General features: G+C 57.6%; 17 protein-coding genes. 11 read left to right on the plus strand and 6 right to left on the minus strand.

Annotated elements, in window-relative coordinates:
• Positions 1-445: 445 nt before the first annotated feature.
• Genes istA through CCANI_RS01155 form a run of 3 tightly spaced genes read left to right on the plus strand, consistent with a single transcriptional unit; the run spans position 446 to position 2896 of the window.
• Positions 446-2107, plus strand: a complete 1662-nt coding sequence (istA, locus tag CCANI_RS01145; protein ID WP_146324277.1) for an IS21 family transposase — start codon at positions 446-448, stop codon at positions 2105-2107.
• On the plus strand, positions 2107-2580 hold the full coding sequence (locus CCANI_RS01150; protein WP_246118210.1) for an ATP-binding protein: 474 nt from the start codon (positions 2107-2109) through the stop codon (positions 2578-2580). The genes istA and CCANI_RS01150 overlap by 1 nt, the downstream gene beginning before the upstream one ends.
• A complete protein-coding gene (locus CCANI_RS01155; protein WP_246118211.1) occupies positions 2504-2896 on the plus strand; it encodes an ATP-binding protein in 393 nt (130 codons plus the stop codon). The genes CCANI_RS01150 and CCANI_RS01155 overlap by 77 nt, the downstream gene beginning before the upstream one ends.
• Positions 2897-3022: 126 nt before the next feature.
• Here CCANI_RS01155 and CCANI_RS01160 read toward each other — a convergent pair whose 3' ends face one another.
• Positions 3023-4117 carry a Fic family protein gene (locus tag CCANI_RS01160; protein WP_246118212.1) on the minus strand — a complete coding sequence of 365 codons (1095 nt, stop codon included), beginning with the start codon at positions 4115-4117 and terminating at the stop codon, positions 3023-3025.
• Between the two features lie 364 nt (positions 4118-4481).
• On the opposite strand from CCANI_RS01160, the gene CCANI_RS01165 reads away from it, so the two are divergent.
• From CCANI_RS01165 to CCANI_RS01175, 3 genes are all read left to right on the plus strand, one after another.
• A complete protein-coding gene (locus CCANI_RS01165; protein WP_186750228.1) occupies positions 4482-5288 on the plus strand; it encodes a cutinase family protein in 807 nt (268 codons plus the stop codon).
• Positions 5289-5359: 71 nt separating this feature from the next.
• Positions 5360-5938 (plus strand): DUF3267 domain-containing protein, encoded by a 579-nt coding sequence (locus CCANI_RS01170; RefSeq protein WP_146324281.1) that lies wholly within the window; start codon positions 5360-5362, stop codon positions 5936-5938.
• Between the two features lie 46 nt (positions 5939-5984).
• The gene (locus CCANI_RS01175) at positions 5985-7496 is read left to right on the plus strand and encodes an MFS transporter (protein ID WP_146324282.1); all 1512 of its coding nucleotides are present in this window, start codon (positions 5985-5987) and stop codon (positions 7494-7496) included.
• A 43-nt stretch (positions 7497-7539) separates the two neighbouring features.
• Here CCANI_RS01175 and CCANI_RS01180 read toward each other — a convergent pair whose 3' ends face one another.
• The 3 genes from CCANI_RS01180 to CCANI_RS01190 are packed head-to-tail and all read right to left on the minus strand — an operon-like array spanning position 7540 to position 10320.
• Positions 7540-8265, minus strand: a complete 726-nt coding sequence (locus CCANI_RS01180) for a hypothetical protein (RefSeq protein WP_146324283.1) — start codon at positions 8263-8265, stop codon at positions 7540-7542.
• Positions 8266-8267: 2 nt separating this feature from the next.
• Entirely contained in the window at positions 8268-8534 is a 267-nt protein-coding gene (locus CCANI_RS01185) for a helix-turn-helix transcriptional regulator (protein ID WP_146324284.1), read from the minus strand.
• Between the two features lie 58 nt (positions 8535-8592).
• Complete coding sequence (locus tag CCANI_RS01190; RefSeq protein ID WP_146324285.1) at positions 8593-10320, minus strand: oxidoreductase; 1728 nt, start codon at positions 10318-10320, stop codon at positions 8593-8595.
• Between the two features lie 96 nt (positions 10321-10416).
• On the opposite strand from CCANI_RS01190, the gene CCANI_RS01195 reads away from it, so the two are divergent.
• Both CCANI_RS01195 and CCANI_RS01200 read left to right on the plus strand, forming a co-directional pair.
• Positions 10417-10974, plus strand: coding sequence for a TetR/AcrR family transcriptional regulator (locus CCANI_RS01195; protein ID WP_146324286.1), 558 nt, complete (start codon positions 10417-10419; stop codon positions 10972-10974).
• On the plus strand, positions 10967-12493 hold the full coding sequence (locus tag CCANI_RS01200) for an MFS transporter (RefSeq protein WP_222432946.1): 1527 nt from the start codon (positions 10967-10969) through the stop codon (positions 12491-12493). The genes CCANI_RS01195 and CCANI_RS01200 overlap by 8 nt, the downstream gene beginning before the upstream one ends.
• A gap of 3 nt (positions 12494-12496) precedes the next feature.
• Here the strand turns inward: CCANI_RS01200 and CCANI_RS01205 are convergent, their stop codons facing one another.
• Both CCANI_RS01205 and CCANI_RS01210 read right to left on the minus strand, forming a co-directional pair.
• The gene (locus CCANI_RS01205; RefSeq protein WP_146324287.1) at positions 12497-14176 is read right to left on the minus strand and encodes an ABC-ATPase domain-containing protein; all 1680 of its coding nucleotides are present in this window, start codon (positions 14174-14176) and stop codon (positions 12497-12499) included.
• A 204-nt stretch (positions 14177-14380) separates the two neighbouring features.
• Positions 14381-16090 carry a long-chain-fatty-acid--CoA ligase gene (locus CCANI_RS01210; protein WP_146324288.1) on the minus strand — a complete coding sequence of 570 codons (1710 nt, stop codon included), beginning with the start codon at positions 16088-16090 and terminating at the stop codon, positions 14381-14383.
• A 132-nt stretch (positions 16091-16222) separates the two neighbouring features.
• Here CCANI_RS01210 and mshA point away from each other — a divergent pair, with 132 nt between their 5' ends.
• From mshA to CCANI_RS01225, 3 genes are read left to right on the plus strand one after another with little or no spacing between them, the layout of a single operon-like run.
• Positions 16223-17485: a D-inositol-3-phosphate glycosyltransferase gene (gene mshA, locus CCANI_RS01215; protein ID WP_146324289.1), complete on the plus strand. Its 1263-nt coding sequence runs from the start codon at positions 16223-16225 to the stop codon at positions 17483-17485.
• A gap of 45 nt (positions 17486-17530) precedes the next feature.
• Positions 17531-18277: a phosphoglyceromutase gene (locus CCANI_RS01220; protein ID WP_146324290.1), complete on the plus strand. Its 747-nt coding sequence runs from the start codon at positions 17531-17533 to the stop codon at positions 18275-18277.
• A 50-nt stretch (positions 18278-18327) separates the two neighbouring features.
• Positions 18328-19482: a sensor histidine kinase gene (locus CCANI_RS01225; protein WP_146324291.1), complete on the plus strand. Its 1155-nt coding sequence runs from the start codon at positions 18328-18330 to the stop codon at positions 19480-19482.
• Positions 19483-19484 lie beyond the last annotated feature (2 nt).

The raw sequence follows: 19484 nt of genomic DNA on the forward strand, positions 1-19484 counted from the left end.
GCTTGAGGCAGATTTGGCGGGGTCAATGGTTCGGGAAAGTTCGAAGCTTTATGTGCGGGAGGGCATGCAGGCCACGTCTGTCGATAGGTTGCGCACATCCCATTGACCTAGGCGAAAAGCCACTCGCAGTACGCCTATTCCTCGGTTTCGGCGCCCGTGCCGGAAACCGCGTCGGTGTTGGGGCGAATGCGATATGTACACGCAATCGACATGTCTGCGAAATATGTCGATTTCCGGAGAAGAAATCGACATATCGAACCATTTGTGCTGGTCATCTGGGCCAACGATTGTCTGGAAGTGTTTTCGGAAAGCGTGATTCCGGTGGTTGGAAAGTGAGGTTCGTGGGGCGTAGTTTTCGGGGCGGCGGGGGTGGTTTTCTAGATGTTGACGGGCGGCTCAGTGTGTACGAGTCGTCCGCGTTTCTAGGAAAAGGGGGTTCGTTGCGGTGGCAACGGATTACCGCGCGATTATGCTCGCGCTTTTACGTGATCAAACCTACGCCGCGATCTCTGCGCGGCTGCGGTGTTCTTCAAAGACGATTCGTCAGGTTCGTTCGGTCTTAGATGTCCACGGCTTCGGCGTCGATGATGTAGTCGGCTTGTCCGATGCGCAGTTGGCGGTGCTGTTTCCTGATAAACGCCGCGATCGGGATGAGTCCTTGGCGGCGATCGATATTCCGGCGTTGGTCAGGCGTATGCGGGAATTCACAAACACGCATCGGGGCAAGAAGTTCCGCATCAAGGTCGAACATGAACGCTACGTCCGCCAATGTCAGCAAGAGGGGGCGAGGCCGTATTCTTACTCCCAGTACGCGAGCCAGGTTTCTGAGTTCATCCGTGTCAACGAGCTGAAGTGGCCTTTGGAACATGCTCCCGGCCAAAAAATGTTTGTCGACTGGTCCGGCGACAAGATGTGGGTCGGGCGGCCTGGGGATGCCGACAGTTTCCAAGTCTCCGTTTTTGTGGCGACGCTGCCACATTCCGGGTATGTTTTCGCCAAGTGCTATCCGAATGAACGCACCGCCTCTTGGCTGGAGGCTCACGTGGATGCGTGTAGGTTCTTCGGCGGGGTCCCAGAGCTTTTTGTCCCAGATAACGCATCAACCGCTTCATTTCGCCCGCGCCGCGATGATCCAGCGCGGGAAGTGGCCTCAGACTATTTACGTCTTGGAAACTACTATGGGGTCGGGATTTTGCCGACAGCGCCAGCAGAGCCTACTCATAAAGGGCATGTGGAACGCCACGTCGATATTATCCAGCAATGGGTCGGCCAGTACCTCGACGCGTATGTCTTCGACACATTAGAAGACCTCAATGATGCTGTTGCAGCCCAGGTGACTTGGCTTAATCACGACAAGACACCCTACCGCGGGATGAACGGAAACACGCGTTTCCAAGAATTCGTTGACTATGAGCAACAGTTCCTCAAGCCTCTCCCCAGCGTCGAGTTCGAACCGATGGAGTGGCGATGGGCAACCCCGCGCCCTGATTGCCACATCCAGGTCGATAAGCGCCGATATTCGGTGCCGTATCAGTATGTCGGAACCAAGCTCAAGGTCGGACTCGGCCAGCACAGCGTCAATGTGTACTCCCACGATGGTACCGAGCTCATTGTTTCTCATACCCGCAGCTATGCCAGGCCAGGCAGCTACGTCAGCCTGGAAGAACACCGACCACCGCAGACCAAGGTCTACGGAAACCTCTGGACACGCAGCCGCTATGTCACCTGGTCACAGCACGTAGGCCCTGCCTGCACGCGGGCTATCGCTATTGTGCTGAATCGGCCCAAAATTGAGCAACAAGCATTCTTCACGTGTGAAAACATCCTGAAGCTGGCCAACCGGTACTCGAAGGTTGAACTGGAGCAAGCCTGCAAATTCATCCTTGATAGCAGGCAATACGTTGGCTACTCCAACATCAAAAATGCCATCACATCGCATGCAGCAGAGCGCGCAGACAAAGCACGCACTGACACCTCACCGAACCACCCCAACGCGTCCTGCAGTCAAGACGACGATGACGTAATCGTTATTGACTTCGATCAGGCACGCCTGCGAGGCCTCGCAGCGTTCGACATCCCCACCGACACCATCGACGAGGAGGCATAATGACCACTCTTCCCAACGACACTTCCCCAGTAATGGACGATGAAGAAATGATGCGCCTGTTCAAAAAGTTCCACATCGTCACCGCAGGAACCAGGGCGTTAGAAATCATCGGCGATCCCAACTACGACACCTACTCGTTCCGTGACGTCCTCGTCGAAATGCTACGTGCCCAGGAAGAAGGCTATATCCAGCGCACCAGCCACAAACGGCTCAAAGCAGCAGGACTTCCCGATCCAGGCGCAACAATGCAAGCACTAATGAACAACCCGCCGGGAGAAATCACCCCGCAACGGCTCGCCAGGATCAAAGACACCGAATGGATAGCAGGACCAAGCCCACTGAAACCTCGTCATCATCGGCCCCACCGGAAGCGGGAAAAGCTTCCTCATCCAAGCATTGGCTCACAATGCATGCATGCAGCTGCTGAGCGTGAAGTATTGGCGCCTAGCCGAGCTTGCCTCAAGACTCGATGAAGTTCGCCAGGACATCGCTGCCACGAATGACCTGGTAAAGAAAATAACCAAGTACCACCTTGTTATCTTCGATGACTTCTTTACGACAGAAATCTCGCCCCACGCAACACGTGTGCTCCTCGAAATCATGGAAGCACGCACCGGCCAAGCCACCGCCATTGTCTCACAGACCGGCGCCAGTGACTGGGGCAAATTCATCCCCAATCAAGTCACCGCCGAGTCCCTCATCAACCGAATCATGCACCCATCAATGACTATCGCGTTAAAAGGAGAAACCAACCTCCGCGAAACGTATAAACCTCGCGAAATCCTCTAGCACAACCTACGTCCCCACGCAACCAATACCGTGGGGACCACCCCCGTACAAACGCTTTCCGAACGCCAGAACCTCACTTTCCAATCACCAGAAAGCCACTTTCCAATCGCCGCGCTGCGCAAACGATTAGGGTTGCATGAGGACATCAAGCGCACGATGATTGATGAATACTTTCTGGCGGCCTCGCTTGATTTCTTTCAAAACACCGAGATCAACGAGGCTGTGAAGCCAATGCGCAGCCGCTTGACGCTTCGCCAAACCGGCGTCCTCGATGTTCTTTATCGTGATGTAGGGGTGCGTAAAGAGTAGTGCGGCTAGGTCGTTTGTTGGTCCTATATTGGCCTCTTCGCGGAGCTTGGTTGACGTGCTTTCCTGTAAGGTCCATAGTTTTTCAATCATTGTTGACGCTGCCCGAGCGGACTCTTCTACGCCTTTGACAATGAAAATGATCCATTCTTCCCAACTGTTTTCGGTGGTAACAGCACGAAGCAGGCGGTAATAGTCGCTCTTGTTTTTAACGATGTAACCGGAAAGGCATAAGACTGGCAGGCGCAGCAGTCGTTCTTGTATCAAGAGCAAAATATTAAGAATTCTACCGGTTCTGCCATTGCCATCGTAGAAAGGATGAATCGCTTCAAATTGGTAATGAAGTAGTGCCAGCAGTACAAGCGAATCTAGATCATGATCGCTGTAGATGAATCGTTCCCAGCGGCTCAAGTGCTGTTCGACGATTTCTTTGCCCTCGGGCGGAGTGTAGTATTTGACGTTTCTTACAGGATCACCGATAAAAGTTCCAGCTGTTGAACGTATCTTAGCCGGGGAATTTTGAAGAACGGTGCACACTTCCTCTGCTGTACGTACTGATAGCGGGCGCGTTTGTAGCGATTGAACCCCAATGTGTAGTGCAGTGTTGTAACGAAGTGCCGCTTTTGTGGCTGAGGTAGGTTCATCATCTACAGCGAAGGCGGCGCGAAAGAGTTCATCGTTAGTGGTTGCGATATTTTCGATTTCGCTGGATGCTTGGGCTTCCCTTAGTGGAATTGTTGAGGTAATTATTTCAGGGTTTGGGATAAGCCGACAAGCGGAGTCCAATGCGCCGAGTTCTTTATTTGCTGCGATGACAGCTTTAAGTACCGCTCGTGTTTCCACCGTAGTGTTCGGAGGCAGCGGCGGTAAATCGTTATAGGGGACGCCAGGGTTGAATGATAGCTGTGCGTTCATAGCTGAAGAATAGGCGCTTAATCCTCCTTGGTTATGCATATGGGACCTGATTGAAGGGGGCGATGTTTGGATAGGGGTGTCTGCAATGCTTTTGAGCAGTTGCGATCCGGTTTCCTACAACGTTCGTCGAACTATTGGCGCAGTCGGCGAAAAGATTGAAACGCTAGGCAGAGCCGCATCGAGGGAAAGGTCAGATTGCTGCAAAAGTGGCGCTCACTATTGCAATGATGATAAAAGTATTTAAAGGTCGGAAATCAGGAAATCCGATACTTGCTTAGCGGATTAACTCTCAAGAAGCGAGACGACAATGCAAAAACCGACACGTACTGCTATCGCCACTATTACAGGAACGCTTTTCTCAGTAGTGGGCATCCCAGTCGCGCACGCCGATGAGGCGCAAGAATGCCCCGAAGTGGAAATCGTTGTAGCGCGCGGAACTACGGAAGGGGATATTGGGCCACAACGATATGGGTCTACTGTGAGCAATGGATTCGAAGGGGAAGTGCTTGCGCGATTGTTTCGTTTTCTCGAACAGCGGCATGGTGAGGCGCTTTTCGACGACGTGGCAATCACCGGCATTGCAGACACTGCTTACCGTGCTGAACCGGTGTTGCCGGACGAGGTTGTAGAGCCGGATGACATGGACGAACGCGTGGAAAACGCGTGGGATCTTATTGTGAGGTATGGTCCAATACCCATGATTATTGAGCCCGCGATCGAATTCGTGCGATCCGTGTTTGATGGGGTAAACACCATTCCCACGGCAATGGAAAATCAAGACCAAGAAACGGGCTGTAGCTCACAAACTATCCTGGTGGGATATTCCCAAGGCGCGATGGTATTGCAATCCTATGAAAAGCAATTGGCGGATCAAGGCAGGCTCGTCGGGGCGCTTATGATCGGCGATCCTCAATTGAAAATGGGGCAAGCAAATGCTGGCCAGCCGCAGCACTCGGGCGGGCTTTTTGGTGGATCCGCATTGGCGCCGCAACAGGTTGCCCCACGGTATGAGTATTGCAAGCGCAATGACTTTGTTTGCGATACCTCGGCCGAAGTGATCCCTGGGATTGATGTGCACCTATCCTATTTTGATCCTGAAACGGTGCGTGATGCTGATGAAAAGGCCACTGCGGACATGCTTGCGCAGTGGGTAGAAGGGGCGAAAAGCTAGGCTTGATTCCAATGGTGTGGCCCGCTTTCGCGCGCTGAAGGTTTTGATATTTGTGAGGAGTAGCCGCCAACATGGAAAACCGCGAGGTGATCGATTGGGTACCCGATCGGCGTATGGCATGGTGGATGAATATTGTTGGGGTGATCCTGACCATTGGTGGCATCGTGGGATATGCGGCGCTGTTCCTTTGGACGCAATCCGGATATGTGACAGTGCAGCTCGGGGTTGCGGAACTGTTCGGGGTGCTGGCGATGTCAGTTGGAGTATTCGCCTTAGCTTGGATCCACGAATTGCTTCATGGCTTCGCCTTACGTACCTTGGGGTTTAAGCCTAAATACGGTGCGCTGATGATCGGCGGTATCATACCCGCGTTCTATTGCACGTCCCCAGGCGCAGTGATGTCGAGGGGCGCTTTCGTGTATGTTGCCCTCTTGCCAGGGATCGTGCTTGGGGTGGTCCCGATAGTATGGATCCTTGCTCAATGGCCAGGCAGCGGGTGGTTGGTCATTCCGGCCGGCTTGCTATTGGGCGGCGCGGTTGGGGATATTTTTCTAACTATTCGCGTGCTCATTGCGCCGCGCGGGACACGCGTGGAGGACATTCGAGACGGTGTGCGGTTGCACTTACCGGTGGGTTCATCTGTATCCTAGCTGGTTGCTTGGGTAATAGTTACGCAAGAAGAGTAATATTGCTGTAATGACAAAGCGGCGACGTTGGCTGGCATTAGGGCTGCTATCACTGGGGTTATTGATGGTGGTCATGGACATGACGATCCTAATTATGGCCTTGCCAAACCTAATCGAAGATCTGCAATCGACGGCCACTGAGCAATTGTGGATAGTGGACGTGTATTCGCTTATTCTTGCGGGTCTATTGATCCCGATGAGCGCATTGGCAGATAGATATGGCCGCAAGAAAGTACTCCTGATTGGCTTTGCGCTCTTCGGCCTGGTGTCTGCGTTGGTGCTGGTGGCGGCGACGTCGACAGCCGTTATCCTGCTCCGGGCGGTGCTCGGTGCGGCGGGCGCGATGATTATGCCCACGACGTTGTCTATGGTGCGCAGTATTTTCGAAGACCCGGCCGAACGAACGCGGGCCCTAGCGATTTGGTCGGTGGTTGCTGGTGTGGGCGCGGTGGTTGGCCCGCTGGTCGGCGGCGGGCTCTTGGAGTTTTACAGCTGGCATTCCGCGTTTTTGGTAAACATTCCTGTGGTGCTGGTAGTTATTGTGTTCGGTTTAATGCTGCTGCCTGAGGTCAAGGATCCACATCCACCCCGGTGGGATATGTTGGCGATCATGCTTTCGATTTCGGGAATGGTTGTGCTGGTGTGGAGCATCAAGGAGCTAGCAAAGCATGACTGGGTGGAACCCATCGACTGGGCGAAACTTTGTGCGGGCATTGTGTTGATGGGGCTGTTTACCCTGCGGTGTCTCCGGCGGGACGAACCTCTGCTCGATGTGCGGCTGTTTACGTCTCGCTCCTTTACTGCGGGCACCATCGCCGCGATCACGACGAGTTTTGGCCTTGGTGGCATCATGCTGCTGATCGTGCAATGGTTGCAAATCGTCGCAGGGTATTCGCCAATACATGCGGGCGTGGCCATTTTGCCGATGGCCGCGGGGGCGATGCTTACGGCTCCGTTCGCCCCTGACCTGGCAAAACGGCTCGGCGCACGAATAGTGGTGGCTGCGGGCTTGGTCATCGGTGCCGTGGGTATGTTCCTATTGGTTTATCCGTCTGAGCTGACCGAATACTGGCAATTTATCGCCCCGATGGCGTGTGTGGGGGCTGGGATGGGATCCTTGGCCATCGCTTCGGCGATCATTATGGGCAGCACCCCGATGGAAAAGGCTGGCAACGCCGCCGCCATTGAAGAATCTATGTACGATTTGGGCAATGTGCTGGGCGTGGCAATCCTGGGTAGCGTCGCCGCCGCCAAATATCGAAACGAATTGGACATTCAGGCGATCTTGGGGCCGTTGCCCAGCGGCGGCGGTGAGGCGGTCGACTTTGCCAAAGAGTCGCTGGTGGGCGCGCTTTATCTAGCTGAACAGATGGGCCTGCCGCAGCTGGCAGAGCAAGCCACCAACGCGTTCGATTTAGGGATCGCGCAGGCGGCGCTGGTCGGCGGGGTGGTCATGCTCGTGGCCGCCGGGCTGGTATTTGCGCTGGTGCCTCGTGGTTTCGACGTGGCTGCCGGGCACTAGCGGCGCGCCGATCGACCTGCGCCGTGCGCCACACCTCGGTGGGTTATTGGTGTTCGCCGCTGTGGGATTTGGCGGTTTCCTGTTCGGCGGCCCGCACAAGGTCAACAGCGTGCCGCAGGCCAAGCTTCGGGGCTTCTAAACGGATCGTCCGGATGGCAAGCAGGGCGTCGCGCGTCGGATCGATGTCCTTTTTGGCCAGGATGTCGGCCGCCCAAACTTTCGCTTTTTCGGCTGGGTCTTCGGCCGCCCGGATCGCGGCAGGCAGCGTGTTTGTCCACGGTTCGCCGAGCTTGTTCGCGAGCCGAATGCTGATTATTCCGTTGATTACCGCATTGACCAGCGTTAATCCAAGCCCGATCGGAATCAGCATATCGACTATGCGTTCGGAGCCGATGGTGGGTGCCGCGACGCTGAGGATTACGAGCAATACCGCAGTAAACATCAGCGCTACCTCGAATTGCAGGTGGGCGCGGGCTTGGTATCGCGTGACTAGATCGGCTTCGTATTCATCGAGCACATGGTCGGGTGCGAGCTCGATACCGTTGATGGTGATGCGCAATATGGTTGTGCAGATAAGAATAACCGCGCCGCAGGTGAGGTAGATGGCGGCCAGCCACGGGGAATGAAACACCAAATCGAGCGCCAACGCCGTGAACGCACAAACGGCCGAAGTGTAGAACATTTGCGTGAGTGCTTGTCGACGTCGCTCCGAGCGCCACCCCGGCAGCGCCTTTGACCATCGCTCGTGGTTGCGCTCCCAATTGCCCATGATTATTGCACCTTCTTTCCGTAGATTTCCGCGGACATCGGTGTAAATTCCTGTCGGCTAAAAACCGCCTCGACTGGGAGGTTAAAAACCTGGCAGATGCGAAACGCTAAGTCGAGGCTCGGCGAATGGTCGCCCCGCTCCAAGGCTCCGATGGTTTGCGGGTTTACATTGATGAGCTCAGCAAGTTGCGCGCGTGACATGTCCCGCTCGGTGCGCAGTAGGCGAATCCGATTAAATATTGGTTGCTGAGGCTTCGACTTTGGGGACATACCTCAAAGTGTTGCATAAACCCAATGGAAAATCAAGTAAACATATACAACAGTATTGTTAATGCATTCTCGTTTCCAGCCAGCGCCGGTACTGCCTCAGGTTGCGTTGTTCGTGGACTTGGTCGATTAAAAGCGCTCGCACTGCCGAGATTCGGGGCTGGGGTCGCTTACCGTCGGCGATGCGATGCAGGTTGTATTTCACCTGAACGAGCTTTGCCAGCGAATTAATGGCCTTGTCTTTGAAGCGGGGTTCCGGCATTTGCGGCGCCATGGCTTCGGCGATGCGCCACCGATTCGGCAGATCGGGCATGACGGATAGCGCGGTGCCAATTCCCACCACATCAATCCCCGCCTCGAGCACCCGTTCGGCAGTGTGGCGGCGCGTTATCCCGCCGGTAACCATCAATGGCATCGGGGCCACCTCGTTGATCTCCTTGGCAAAACGCAAGAAATAAGCTTCTCGGTCTAACGTTCGCTGATCTCGCGTCTGTCCCTGCATGGCGGGGCTTTCGTAGGAACCGCCAGAAACCTCGACAAGGTCGACGCCGAGCGTGCCGAGCATTTGCACAACGGCCGCGGCGTCCGCGACGTCGAAACCCCCACGTTGGAAGTCGGCGGAATTCAGTTTCACGCCTACGGCAAAATCGGCGGGAACGGCCGCTCGGATCCGCGCCACAACCTCGCGCAATACCTTGCTGCGGCCCTGTAGGTCGCCGCCCCACTCATCGGTGCGAAGGTTTGTCAGGGGCGAAAGAAATTGCGAAACGAGGTAGCCGTGCGCCGCGTGGATTTGCACGCCATCGAAACCCGCCTCGGCTGCGCGGGTGGCGGTGGTGACAAATCGTTCGATCACGTCTTCGATTTCCGCGCGGGTCATTTCTCGGGGGATCTCGAAGCGTTTGGAATGTGCGCCCATATTCATTGGGACCGCGGACGGGGCGATCTTGATGCCGGGCATGCCGCGCGCAATTTGGCGTCCGGGGTGGCTGATTTGCATCCAAACCTGTGCGCCGCCGCTGCGGGCCGCCGCAGCCCATTGGCGGAAAGGCTCGAGCGGGGCGTGGCGGTCAAGGATCATTGCCGCGGGATTGGTGAGCGCGCGGGGGTCGACCATGACATTGCCCGTAATGATCAACCCGACGCCGCCCTGAGACCAAGTTTGGTAGAGCCGGAAAACTCGTTCGTTGGGCAGGTGTTCTTGGCCTCCTAGATCCTCCTCCATTGCGGCCTTGGCAATGCGACTGGGCAGCGGTGCGCCGTGCTGCAACGGCAGCGGTTCGAAAATCTTTACGGGCGGCGTTTTGCGTGAAAGGTCGGTAATAAGGCGGTGCGCAAGCGCTCCCGCAGAGGCCGGATTCCGGCCCGTATAAACATTGCGATCAACCAAAACCTGGGGCCGCAGCGGTACGACGCCGTGCTTCGCGGCCAGCAACGCAGTCGGCCGCCCCGCCTCTATGCGGCGGGTGAGTAGCGCGCCGAAAACTTTGTCAAAGGCGAGGTCTTCCGCGCGCCCCGGCCCACCGGGATAGAAAACCAGATTGAACTCTTCTTCGTTGCAATCTTCCAGCGCCGCGGGGTGAGCAAGTGCCTCCGAAATCGTGGCCAGATAGGCTCGGTTTTGATCGCGCGTACGTTTGGGCTTGCCGGCGAACCCGAGGTCCAACGTTGGGGGTGTGGCGTTTGGGGTCGCTATGGTGATGTCCCACCCGGCGTCGCTAAACAGCGGGTGCGGTTCGGCGAGCGTTTGGGGGTCGGCGGACGAGAGGATAAACAGTACGTTCGTCATGGAAGAAATTCTTTCATAATGCGGCAGGGGTTGGGGCTGGGAGACTCGCCCGCCGAAAGTGTACCAACGTACATGTACGCATGTACACTAGCAATCATGACAAAAAGGACGCGCGACCCAGAAGGTCGTAAACGAACAATTATTCGCGCGGCATCGGAATTGATCATGGAGCATGGCCCGAGCGCGGTGACGCACCGAAAGGTTGCCGAACGTGCGGGCGTACCGCTGGGATCAACGACCCAACACTTTAAAACGCTCGAAGACCTTATCGCGGCGGCGCTGGAGGAGCTAGGGAGCGTGCTGGACGCGGACGTCGATAGGCTGCGTGAAGAGCTGGCGGCCGCAACGGATTTGCCGCGCACACTAGCGCGCATCATGTGCGAATACCTCGCCGATCCGGCGCATGTGCGAGTCGAAACGGTGTTCTTTGCCGCGCACACGGAAAACGCGCGGATTCGGGAACTGGCCAGTTCGTGGCAGGAGAAAATGGTCGCCGAGCTCGCCCGGTATTTTGACCCCGCCGCCGCCCGCGCCGGCGTGACGTATTTCAACGGCCTCACGCTGGAGGTGCTGTATCAAACAAAAGTGCCAAAAGAGGAGGAAATTGCCAACGTGATAACCAAACTGGCGTACAGCGGGGTCACGCATGATTAATGCACCGGAAACGATGACCAAGCGGCAACGCTGGGCCGCGCTCGGCTTGCTTTCCACGGGGCTGCTGCTCGTGGTGATGGATATGACGATCCTGATTATGGCGCTGCCTAGCCTTATCGCCGATCTGCAGCCGACGGCCGCTGAGCAATTGTGGATCGTAGATATTTACGGGCTATTTCTCGCCGGGCTGCTGATCCCCATGAGCGCGCTTGCGGACCGCTACGGCAGGCGAAAATTCTTGCTTATTGGCTTCGGTTTATTCGGCGCAGTTTCGGCATTGGTGTTGGTAGCAAACGCACCGATCGCGGTGATCGCGCTGCGCGCCGCCCTTGGCGCGGCAGGGGCGATGACCATGCCGACCACGCTGTCCATGGTGCGCAGCATATTCCGAGACCCCGAGGAACGTGCGCGCGCATTGGCGATCTGGTCCGTGGTGGCAGGCATCGGCGCAATCATTGGCCCAGTCGTTGGTGGCGCGCTGCTCGAGGTGTTTCATTGGCACGCCGCATTTCTTATCAACGTCCCGTTCGCGGCGGTGATCATTATTGTTGGCGGAATGCTCCTCCCGGAGGTTAAGGACCCTAACCCGCCGAAATGGGACTTTTTGGCTATCGTGCTATCTATCGCCGGAATGGTCACGCTAGTTTGGGGCATTAAAGAACTGGCCAAGCACGATTGGGTGGGGTCCCTTGAATGGGCAAAACTAGCGGTTGGTATTGCCTTGATGGGGCTTTTTGTGTGGCGCTGTTTAACGCAAAAAGACCCGCTATTAGATGTGCGACTGTTCCGTAGCAAGCCATTTACTGCTGGTACTATCGCGGCGTTTTTCATCAGCTTTGCGCTGGGTGGAAACTTGCTCTTGGTGGCCCAATGGTTGCAGGTTGTAGGCGGGTATTCGCCGATTAAGGCGGGATTGGCGTTGCTGCCGCTTGCCCTTGGATCAATGGTGTCCGCGCCGTTCGCTCCCGACCTAGCAAAACGAATAGGTGCGCGAACGGTGCTGGCGGGTGGGTTAGCAACCGCGGCACTCGGCATGCTGTTGCTCGGCCTAGCCGTAGATTTTACGAGCTACTGGCAGTTTATTGCGCCGATGGCGCTGGTAGGTGTGGGTATGGGCGCGTTGGCCATAAGCTCGGTGATCATTATGGGAAGCACGCCTACGGCCAAGGCGGGCAATGCCGCAGCCATCGAAGAATCCATGTATGACCTCGGCGAAGTGTTCGGTGTGGCCATGCTGGGGAGCGTCGCGGCCGTGGTGTACCGCGGCGCTCTCCAAATCGAGGAATTCACTAACGCGGGTATTGACGCCGCGGCCGCCGCCTATGCCAACGAATCGCTCGTAGGTGCGTTAGCTGTCGCGGAGCAGTACGGGTTGCCCGAGCTCGCTACTAGGGCGACGACCGCTTTTAATAATGGTCTCGCGCAAGCTGCATGTACCGGCGGGATCATGCTGGTTATCGTGTCTCTGGTGGCGTATTGGCTCGTGGCAAAGAAATTCGATCTTTCCGCGGAGCACTAGAGGTTAGAGGCGCTTTAGCTTGAGCCGTCGGTATCGATTCACGGCGGCCATGATCTCTTGGGTGCGCGGCCGTGCGAATAATCCGGGATGCCCGTGGAACGGAGAAATCGCGTCCAAGCCGCGTTCCTCGATCTCCCTATCTAGTTCGGACACCAGTTCCCGCAGGGTGCCGTGATCGCACATTTCGGCGATGGCATCGAGGGCGTGGGCGATGGCGGTGGTTTGGGCGGCGTCGATAATCTGCGTTAAGGCGCTGAGCTGGATAATCTCCTTGCCGTAGCGAACCTCGGTGCGCCCCAGCGCCCGTGCGGGCTTCGTCTTGCCGGGTGCGTGCAATGCGGCAGGGACCCGCTCTTCCACGGCGATCGACGTCTCGCTTGAGCCCTGCGGGGTATCCGCCAATTCGTGCGCGCGTTCGGTTACATCGGTGGGGTGATACTTGTTAAGGGCGATCACCCGATCTGCGACGCCGAAGAACGCGCTGGAACCGCCCGCGACGAGGATGGTTGATACCCCAAGGGATTCGTATAATGGCCGGACACGCTGCACGAATGGGGTGATTGGCTCTTCGTGTGCCGGGATGAGCTGGCTCATGAGTTCATCGCGGATCATAAAGTTTGTCGCGGCGGTGTCTTCATCGATCAATAGCGCGCATGCCCCCGCCTCGACAGCCTCCATGAGGTTCGCTGCCTGGGACGTAGAGCCGGATGCATTCGTGGTGTAGAACTGGCGTGTGTCCGCGCCTGAGGGCAGGTTATTGATAAACGTGGAGATATCCACGCCGGTAACCGCGCGGCCGTCCTCGGCCCGAATCGCGGTGGCGCTCGGGCGCGTAATCACCCATTCGCGGCCATCGCCGGCGATGTGAGGGTAGACACCACGTTCGATTGCCCGCAGCAAGGTTGATTTGCCGTGGAAACCCCCGCCGACAATAACGGTAATTCCTTCGGCGATGGCCATGCCCGTGATTGTTCGGCCGCTTGGCAATTCGAATGATTCTTCGAGCGATGTTGGGCTTTCGAACGGAATTGCGTGTTGCTCTAGCGGGAGATCGGAATCGCCGGATTGGCGGGGCAGAATGGACCCATTGCCAATAAACGCGATGAGCCTGCGGGAGGCCAATTCTTTGCGCAACGCCTCCTGATCTCGCAATAATGCGACGTGCGCTGCCAGCTCTTCACCGTCGATTTGTTCGTAGAAAAGACTTTGGCGAACGATTTTCGGAAGGGCCGAGGTGAGTAAATATGCGGCCTCGCGTCCCCGAATTCTGCGCCCGCTGGCAGGAAGCGCGACGGCGATCCTCGCCTCGATCGCTTGGTCGGTAAACTTTACGCTCGTACGTTCTAATACCGCTTGGCCGGGCTGCCCGATGCTGATCGCCTGAATATCCCGCACTAGGTGCGCAAATCGGCGGGTCAAATAATCGGCCGTGGCTACGCGCCCCACCCGATCCACCAGTAAATCTGGTGGCAGGTTTGCCGCGGTACGGTCAATAATCACTCGCATCAGCGAAGGCGGAGCGTATGGGTCAGCTTGCACACTATCTATGCGTAATACTATGTCATTTCCCAGGCGATAATTGCCGCGCAGGCTTTTATACACGCCGTAGTTTTTCCCATCAAGGGACCGTAATATTTCGGCGAGTGTTGCATTGCGGGCGGAATTGCGAAATGGGCGAGACATGTGAATATCGTATAACATCTCCCGCGCGGCTTGGCTGCATCTGAGAGCGCAAGCTATTGGCCCCAATAATTCCGGCGGCACGGCGGGCGAGGTGTTTGATGGATCAACACATCGATTAGTTTTAACCTTATATGCAGCCGGTATTTTGGTTCGATGCGCGCACACCGTTCACACCGTTGAGGGGCCGAGCGTGCAGGCGGGCGGTTACTTCTTCCCGTGTCGGGCGATCAGCTGGGCTTGTACGTCGCGGCGGCGGATCTTGCCCAGCTGGTCGCGGGGCATTTCGTCGAAGTGGTAGAACGTGCGCGGCACCTTATAGCGGGTGAGTAGCCCACGGCAGTATTCCTTGAGGCCATCGGGATCTAGGGCACCGCCTTCCACGAGCGTGATGGCTGCGACCACGTTTTCGGATCCGTCCTCGCGCGGCATGCCTACCACGGCGGCGTCCTCAACGTCTGGGTGGCTGACCAGCACTTCTTCCACCTCGGCGGGGTAGACGTTGAAGCCGCCGGTAATGATCACTTCCTTGATGCGGGCGACCAAGCGGATAAAGCCGTCCGGTTCCATCACGCCCACATCGCCGGTGCGGTACCACCCGTCGTGGAACGAGTTTTCGGTCGCCTCGGGTTGGTTGAGGTAGCTCTTGAACACCTGCGGCCCCCGCACCAAAACTTCGCCTTCCACGCCGTCCGGCTGGGTTTCGCTGAGATTTTCGGGGTTGGCGATGCGGATCGAGGTGTCCGGGAAGGGGACTCCCACATAGCCGGGGCGGCGATCCTTGGTCATGGGGTTGCCCACGATAATGGGGGAGGTTTCGGTCAGCCCATAGCCTTCCACCAGCAGGCCCCCAGTAATATTCTCCCAACGTTCGACGGTACGAACGGGAAGAGTCGAGGCGCCGGAGAATGCGTTACGCACGCCGGAGACGTTGATGCCCTGCTCTGTCGCGGCGTCGACAATCTTTTCGTACAACGTCGGCACGCCGGGCACCCACGTCGGGGTACGCTTCTTCATTATTTCCATGATGAGCTTCAGGTCCGGCGCAGGTAGCAGCATGATTTCGGCCCCAACATAGACGCCGAGGGTGGCCACCATCGTAAGCCCGTAGGCGTGGAACATGGGGAGCGCTCCGAGCATGCGTTCGTTTTGGTCGCCAAGCCCGGGGACCCACGCCTTGCCCTGTAGGAGATTCGCAAACAAGTTTCCGTGGCTGAGTTGTGCGCCCTTCGGCGTGCCCGTGGTGCCCGAGGTGTACAGGATAAGCGCAATGCTATCGCGGGTGACGGTTTCGCTGGACACAATATCGTGCCCGTCGCCGCCAATAGCCGAACTAATGAGCGTTTCCCACGGCACGGAGTTAGGGGCGGGGGCGGTGAGCTTGGCGCGCGTTTTGAGCAGCGAGGGCAGCGGAATTTTCAGCGCCAGCTGCTTCATGCGCGGCATGGCGGTGATCATATTCACGGCGACGATGGTTTCCAGGCTCGTGGTGTCGCGCAGGCGTTCCAAAGTGGGGGTGGCTTTGTCCCAGCAGATAGCCACGCGCGCCCCGTGGTCCGCAAATGGGTGTTCGAGTTCGTGCGTGGTGTAAAGCGGGTTGTGTTCCACCACAATCGCGCCGAGTTTCAGCACCGCGTAGAAGGCGATGAGGTGCTGCGGGCAGTTCGGCAGCATGATGGCCACGCGGTCTCCGGGGCGCACTCCGAAGGCTTTCAGGCCAGCGGCGGCACTTCGCACGTGCCGGTCCATTTCCGCATATGTTTGCGTACGCCCGAAGAAGTAGGTTGCGGTTTTGTCGGCGTTTACGGCGAGGTTGTTATCGTAAATATCCAGCAGCGTGGTTTCGCCGTAGTCCAAGGTGTGGGGCGTCCATGCAGCGTAGTGCTCGAGCCATGCCTTTGTTTCGGATGCCGACATCTACCGTGTCCCTTCGTTGAGCCTGGCAAGTTACCCAGACGTAACTTCATTTAGATTAATTCAGTCTTACCATGAGCTTATTGTGCACGTCGCGGCAGGGTGGGACGGAGTTGCACAACTAGACTCGTATCCATGCGCATCGCGATGATCTCTATGCATACCTCTCCATTACAGCAGCCCGGAACGGGCGATGCGGGCGGAATGAATGTATATATTTATTCCACTGCGCGTGAGTTGGCCCGGCAGGGGGTGCAAGTGGATGTGTATACCCGGGCGACGCGTCCCAGTCAGGGGGAAGTGGTTCATGTGGCGCCGAATTTCCGCGTGATCAATATTGTGTCCGGCCCGTTCGAGGGTCTTGAAAAGGAGGCCCTACCCACGCAGCTCGCGGCGTTTGCAGGCGGAATCCTGGTGTATGCGCGGTGCAACCAATTGAGTTACGACGCCCTGCACTCCCACTATTGGCTGTCCGGCCAGGTGGCATGGTTGTTGCGCGACCTATGGGAGATTCCTTTGGTGCATACCGCGCATACATTGGCGGCGGTGAAAAACGCGTATCGGGCTGATGATGATTCTGTGGAATCGGAGGCGCGCCGGATCTGCGAGCAGCAATTGGTGGATAATGCGGATGCCTTGGTGGTGAATACCCAGGAGGAGTCCTTCGACCTGCAGCGGCATTACGATGCCCGATCGGACAAGATCATCGTGGTGCAACCGGGCGCGAATGTGGATTTGTTCCAGCCGGGTAGTGATCGAGCCACGGAGAGCGCCCGCCGCGAATTGGGCATCCCATTGGATTCCAAGGTGGTTGTGTTTGTGGGTCGGCTGCAAACGTTTAAGGGCCCGCAGGTGCTGATCAAGGCCACCGCCGAGCTGTTCCGCCGCGATCCGAACAGGAATTTGCGTGTGATCATTTGCGGTGGGCCTTCCGGCCCGCACGCTACCCCGGAGACCTATCAAGAGTTGGCGCGGGAGTTGGGGGTGGCCCGCCGCGTGCGCTTTATGGATCCGCGCCCGCCGGAGGAATTGGTGATGCTGTATCGGGCGGCCGATATTGTTGCGGTACCCAGCTATAACGAGTCTTTCGGGCTGGTCGCTATCGAGGCGCAGGCGACTGGAACGCCCGTGGTGGCGGCCCGCGTGGGTGGCTTGCCTATCGCCGTGGCGGAGGGGGAGACGGGGTTATTGGTGGAATCGCACGATCCGCTGGATTGGGCGGACGCCTTGGCGCAGCTGCTCGATGACAATGACACTCGCATTCGAATGGGTCAGGACGCCGTGGAGCATGCGCGGAGGTTTTCGTGGACTGCCACCGCAAGCAACCTGCTTTCCTGTTATACGCAGGTAGTCAGCGAGGCGCCGGATAGTTGTTTTGACCGCCAAGCTCGCGGTTAGGCAACTTTCCGACGCGTTTGTCTGGGAAGTGGCAGAATCGGACTTATGACTACTGGAAAGCTAATTCTCCTGCGCCATGGTCAGAGCGAATGGAACGCCTCCAACCAGTTCACTGGTTGGGTTGACGTCGCTTTGACCGAGAAGGGGGAGGCCGAAGCGAAGCGCGGTGGCGAACTGCTGCGCGAAGCGAATCTCCTTCCTGATGTTCTGTACACCTCGCTGCTGCGCCGCGCTATCTGCACCGCGCACATCGCCCTCGACACCGCCGACCTGCTGTGGATCCCCGTGGTTCGGGACTGGCGTTTGAACGAACGCCACTACGGTGCGCTGCAGGGCCTGAACAAGGCTGAGACCAAGGCCAAGTACGGCGATGATCAGTTCATGGCGTGGCGTCGTTCCTATGACACCCCGCCACCGCCATTGGAAGAGGACAACGAGTACAGCCAGGCGCACGACCCGCGTTACGCCGACCTGGATAAGGTGCCGGACACGGAATGCCTGCTGGACGTGGTAAAACGCTTCATTCCGTACTATGAAGAGGAAATCTTGCCGCGCGTGCTTCGTGGCGAGACCGTCTTGATCGCCGCCCACGGCAATTCGCTGCGCGCGCTGGTGAAGTATCTGGATAATATTTCGGACGAGGACATTGCCAACCTGAATATTCCGACGGGTATCCCGCTGGTCTACGAGTTGGATGCGGATGGCAAGGTGCTGAACCCGGGTGGTACCTACCTGGATCCGGAGGCCGCCGCCGCTGGTGCCGCCGCTGTCGCTGCTCAGGGCAACAAGTAGGCGTGCTGTATTTTTTCCTTGGCATAGCCTGCACGGTTTTTGCCTGGGCGATGTACCGTTGGCTCCTGCGTGGGATCCGACGGCGCATCCTCCGCCGCCGCAAGGCGGCAACCCTGGCGGTCAATCAGATTAATACTGTGAGCCAGGTGCTTCACCTTGCGGTTCAAGGCTCGCCCACCGGGGTGACCGTCTTGGACCGCAACGGTGACGTGATCTTGTCGAATGCCCGGGCCCACGACATGGGGATTGTGCACGAACGCACCATTAATCCCGATGTGTGGGCGGAGGCCCTCAAGGTGCATGAGGATCACGAATCGCGAACGCTCCCCATGGAGATCCCGCGACGCAAGGGGGCAACGCAGGTCACCGCCGTGCAGGCCGTGATCCAGCAGTTAAGTCCGGTGGATTCCCGATTCGTGGTGGTGTACGCGACGGATGAATCGGAAAATGTGCGCATGGAGTCCGCTCGGCGGGACTTTGTGGCAAATGTCTCCCACGAATTAAAAACCCCCGTTGGTGGTATGGCGCTGCTCGCCGAGGCCCTTATTGAATCCAAGGATGATCCCGAAACGGTCGAGCATTTCAGCCAACGCTTGGTTAAGGAAGCGCATCGCCTGGCGGATATGATCACGGAGCTTATTTCGTTGTCCAAGCTGCAGGGCGCGGAGGCGCTGCCTAATTTGCAGCAGGTTTCGGTCGACGAGGTTATCGATGAGGCCATCGCGCGCAACCAGCTTTCGGCGGAGGCGGCGGAGATCACCATTACGCGGGACCAGCCGGGCGGGCTGACCGTCAATGGCGATAAAAACCTGCTGGTTACGGCGGTGGCAAACCTTATCGGAAACGCCGTGAACTATTCGCCGCATGCGACGCCGGTGGCGGTGACCCAGGAGCTTGTGGATGAAGATACGGTGTGGATCCAGGTGGCCGACCGCGGCATCGGGATTGCGCCGGAGCACCAGCAGCGGGTGTTCGAGCGCTTCTTTAGGGTGGATAAGGCGCGCTCACGTTCCACCGGGGGAACCGGCCTGGGCCTAGCCATTGTCAAGCACGTGGCGGCGAACCATGGGGGATCGATTTCATTGTGGTCACGCCTGGGATATGGCTCCACGTTTACGCTCGAACTCCCGCTCTACCAGCCGGAAACGCGGACTATAATAGCCGATAACCTAGCGGACGATTTGACCCTTCCGGAACCAGGATAACT

Origin of the sequence: Corynebacterium canis, assembly GCF_030408595.1 — a bacterium.
GTDB lineage: Bacteria > Actinomycetota > Actinomycetes > Mycobacteriales > Mycobacteriaceae > Corynebacterium > Corynebacterium canis.

Coding starts and splice junctions, on each gene's coding strand:
- CCANI_RS01205 (WP_146324287.1), bottom strand. CDS start 14,176: ATGTCTCGCCCATTTCGCAATTCCGCCCGCAATGCAACACTCGCCGAA.
- CCANI_RS01225 (WP_146324291.1), top strand. CDS start 18,328: ATGTACCGTTGGCTCCTGCGTGGGATCCGACGGCGCATCCTCCGCCGC.
- CCANI_RS01190 (WP_146324285.1), bottom strand. CDS start 10,320: ATGACGAACGTACTGTTTATCCTCTCGTCCGCCGACCCCCAAACGCTC.
- CCANI_RS01195 (WP_146324286.1), top strand. CDS start 10,417: ATGACAAAAAGGACGCGCGACCCAGAAGGTCGTAAACGAACAATTATT.
- CCANI_RS01150 (WP_246118210.1), top strand. CDS start 2,107: ATGACCACTCTTCCCAACGACACTTCCCCAGTAATGGACGATGAAGAA.
- CCANI_RS01160 (WP_246118212.1), bottom strand. CDS start 4,117: ATGAACGCACAGCTATCATTCAACCCTGGCGTCCCCTATAACGATTTA.
- CCANI_RS01220 (WP_146324290.1), top strand. CDS start 17,531: ATGACTACTGGAAAGCTAATTCTCCTGCGCCATGGTCAGAGCGAATGG.
- CCANI_RS01175 (WP_146324282.1), top strand. CDS start 5,985: ATGACAAAGCGGCGACGTTGGCTGGCATTAGGGCTGCTATCACTGGGG.
- mshA (WP_146324289.1), top strand. CDS start 16,223: ATGCGCATCGCGATGATCTCTATGCATACCTCTCCATTACAGCAGCCC.
- CCANI_RS01185 (WP_146324284.1), bottom strand. CDS start 8,534: ATGTCCCCAAAGTCGAAGCCTCAGCAACCAATATTTAATCGGATTCGC.
- CCANI_RS01180 (WP_146324283.1), bottom strand. CDS start 8,265: ATGGGCAATTGGGAGCGCAACCACGAGCGATGGTCAAAGGCGCTGCCG.
- CCANI_RS01170 (WP_146324281.1), top strand. CDS start 5,360: ATGGAAAACCGCGAGGTGATCGATTGGGTACCCGATCGGCGTATGGCA.
- CCANI_RS01210 (WP_146324288.1), bottom strand. CDS start 16,090: ATGTCGGCATCCGAAACAAAGGCATGGCTCGAGCACTACGCTGCATGG.
- CCANI_RS01200 (WP_222432946.1), top strand. CDS start 10,967: ATGATTAATGCACCGGAAACGATGACCAAGCGGCAACGCTGGGCCGCG.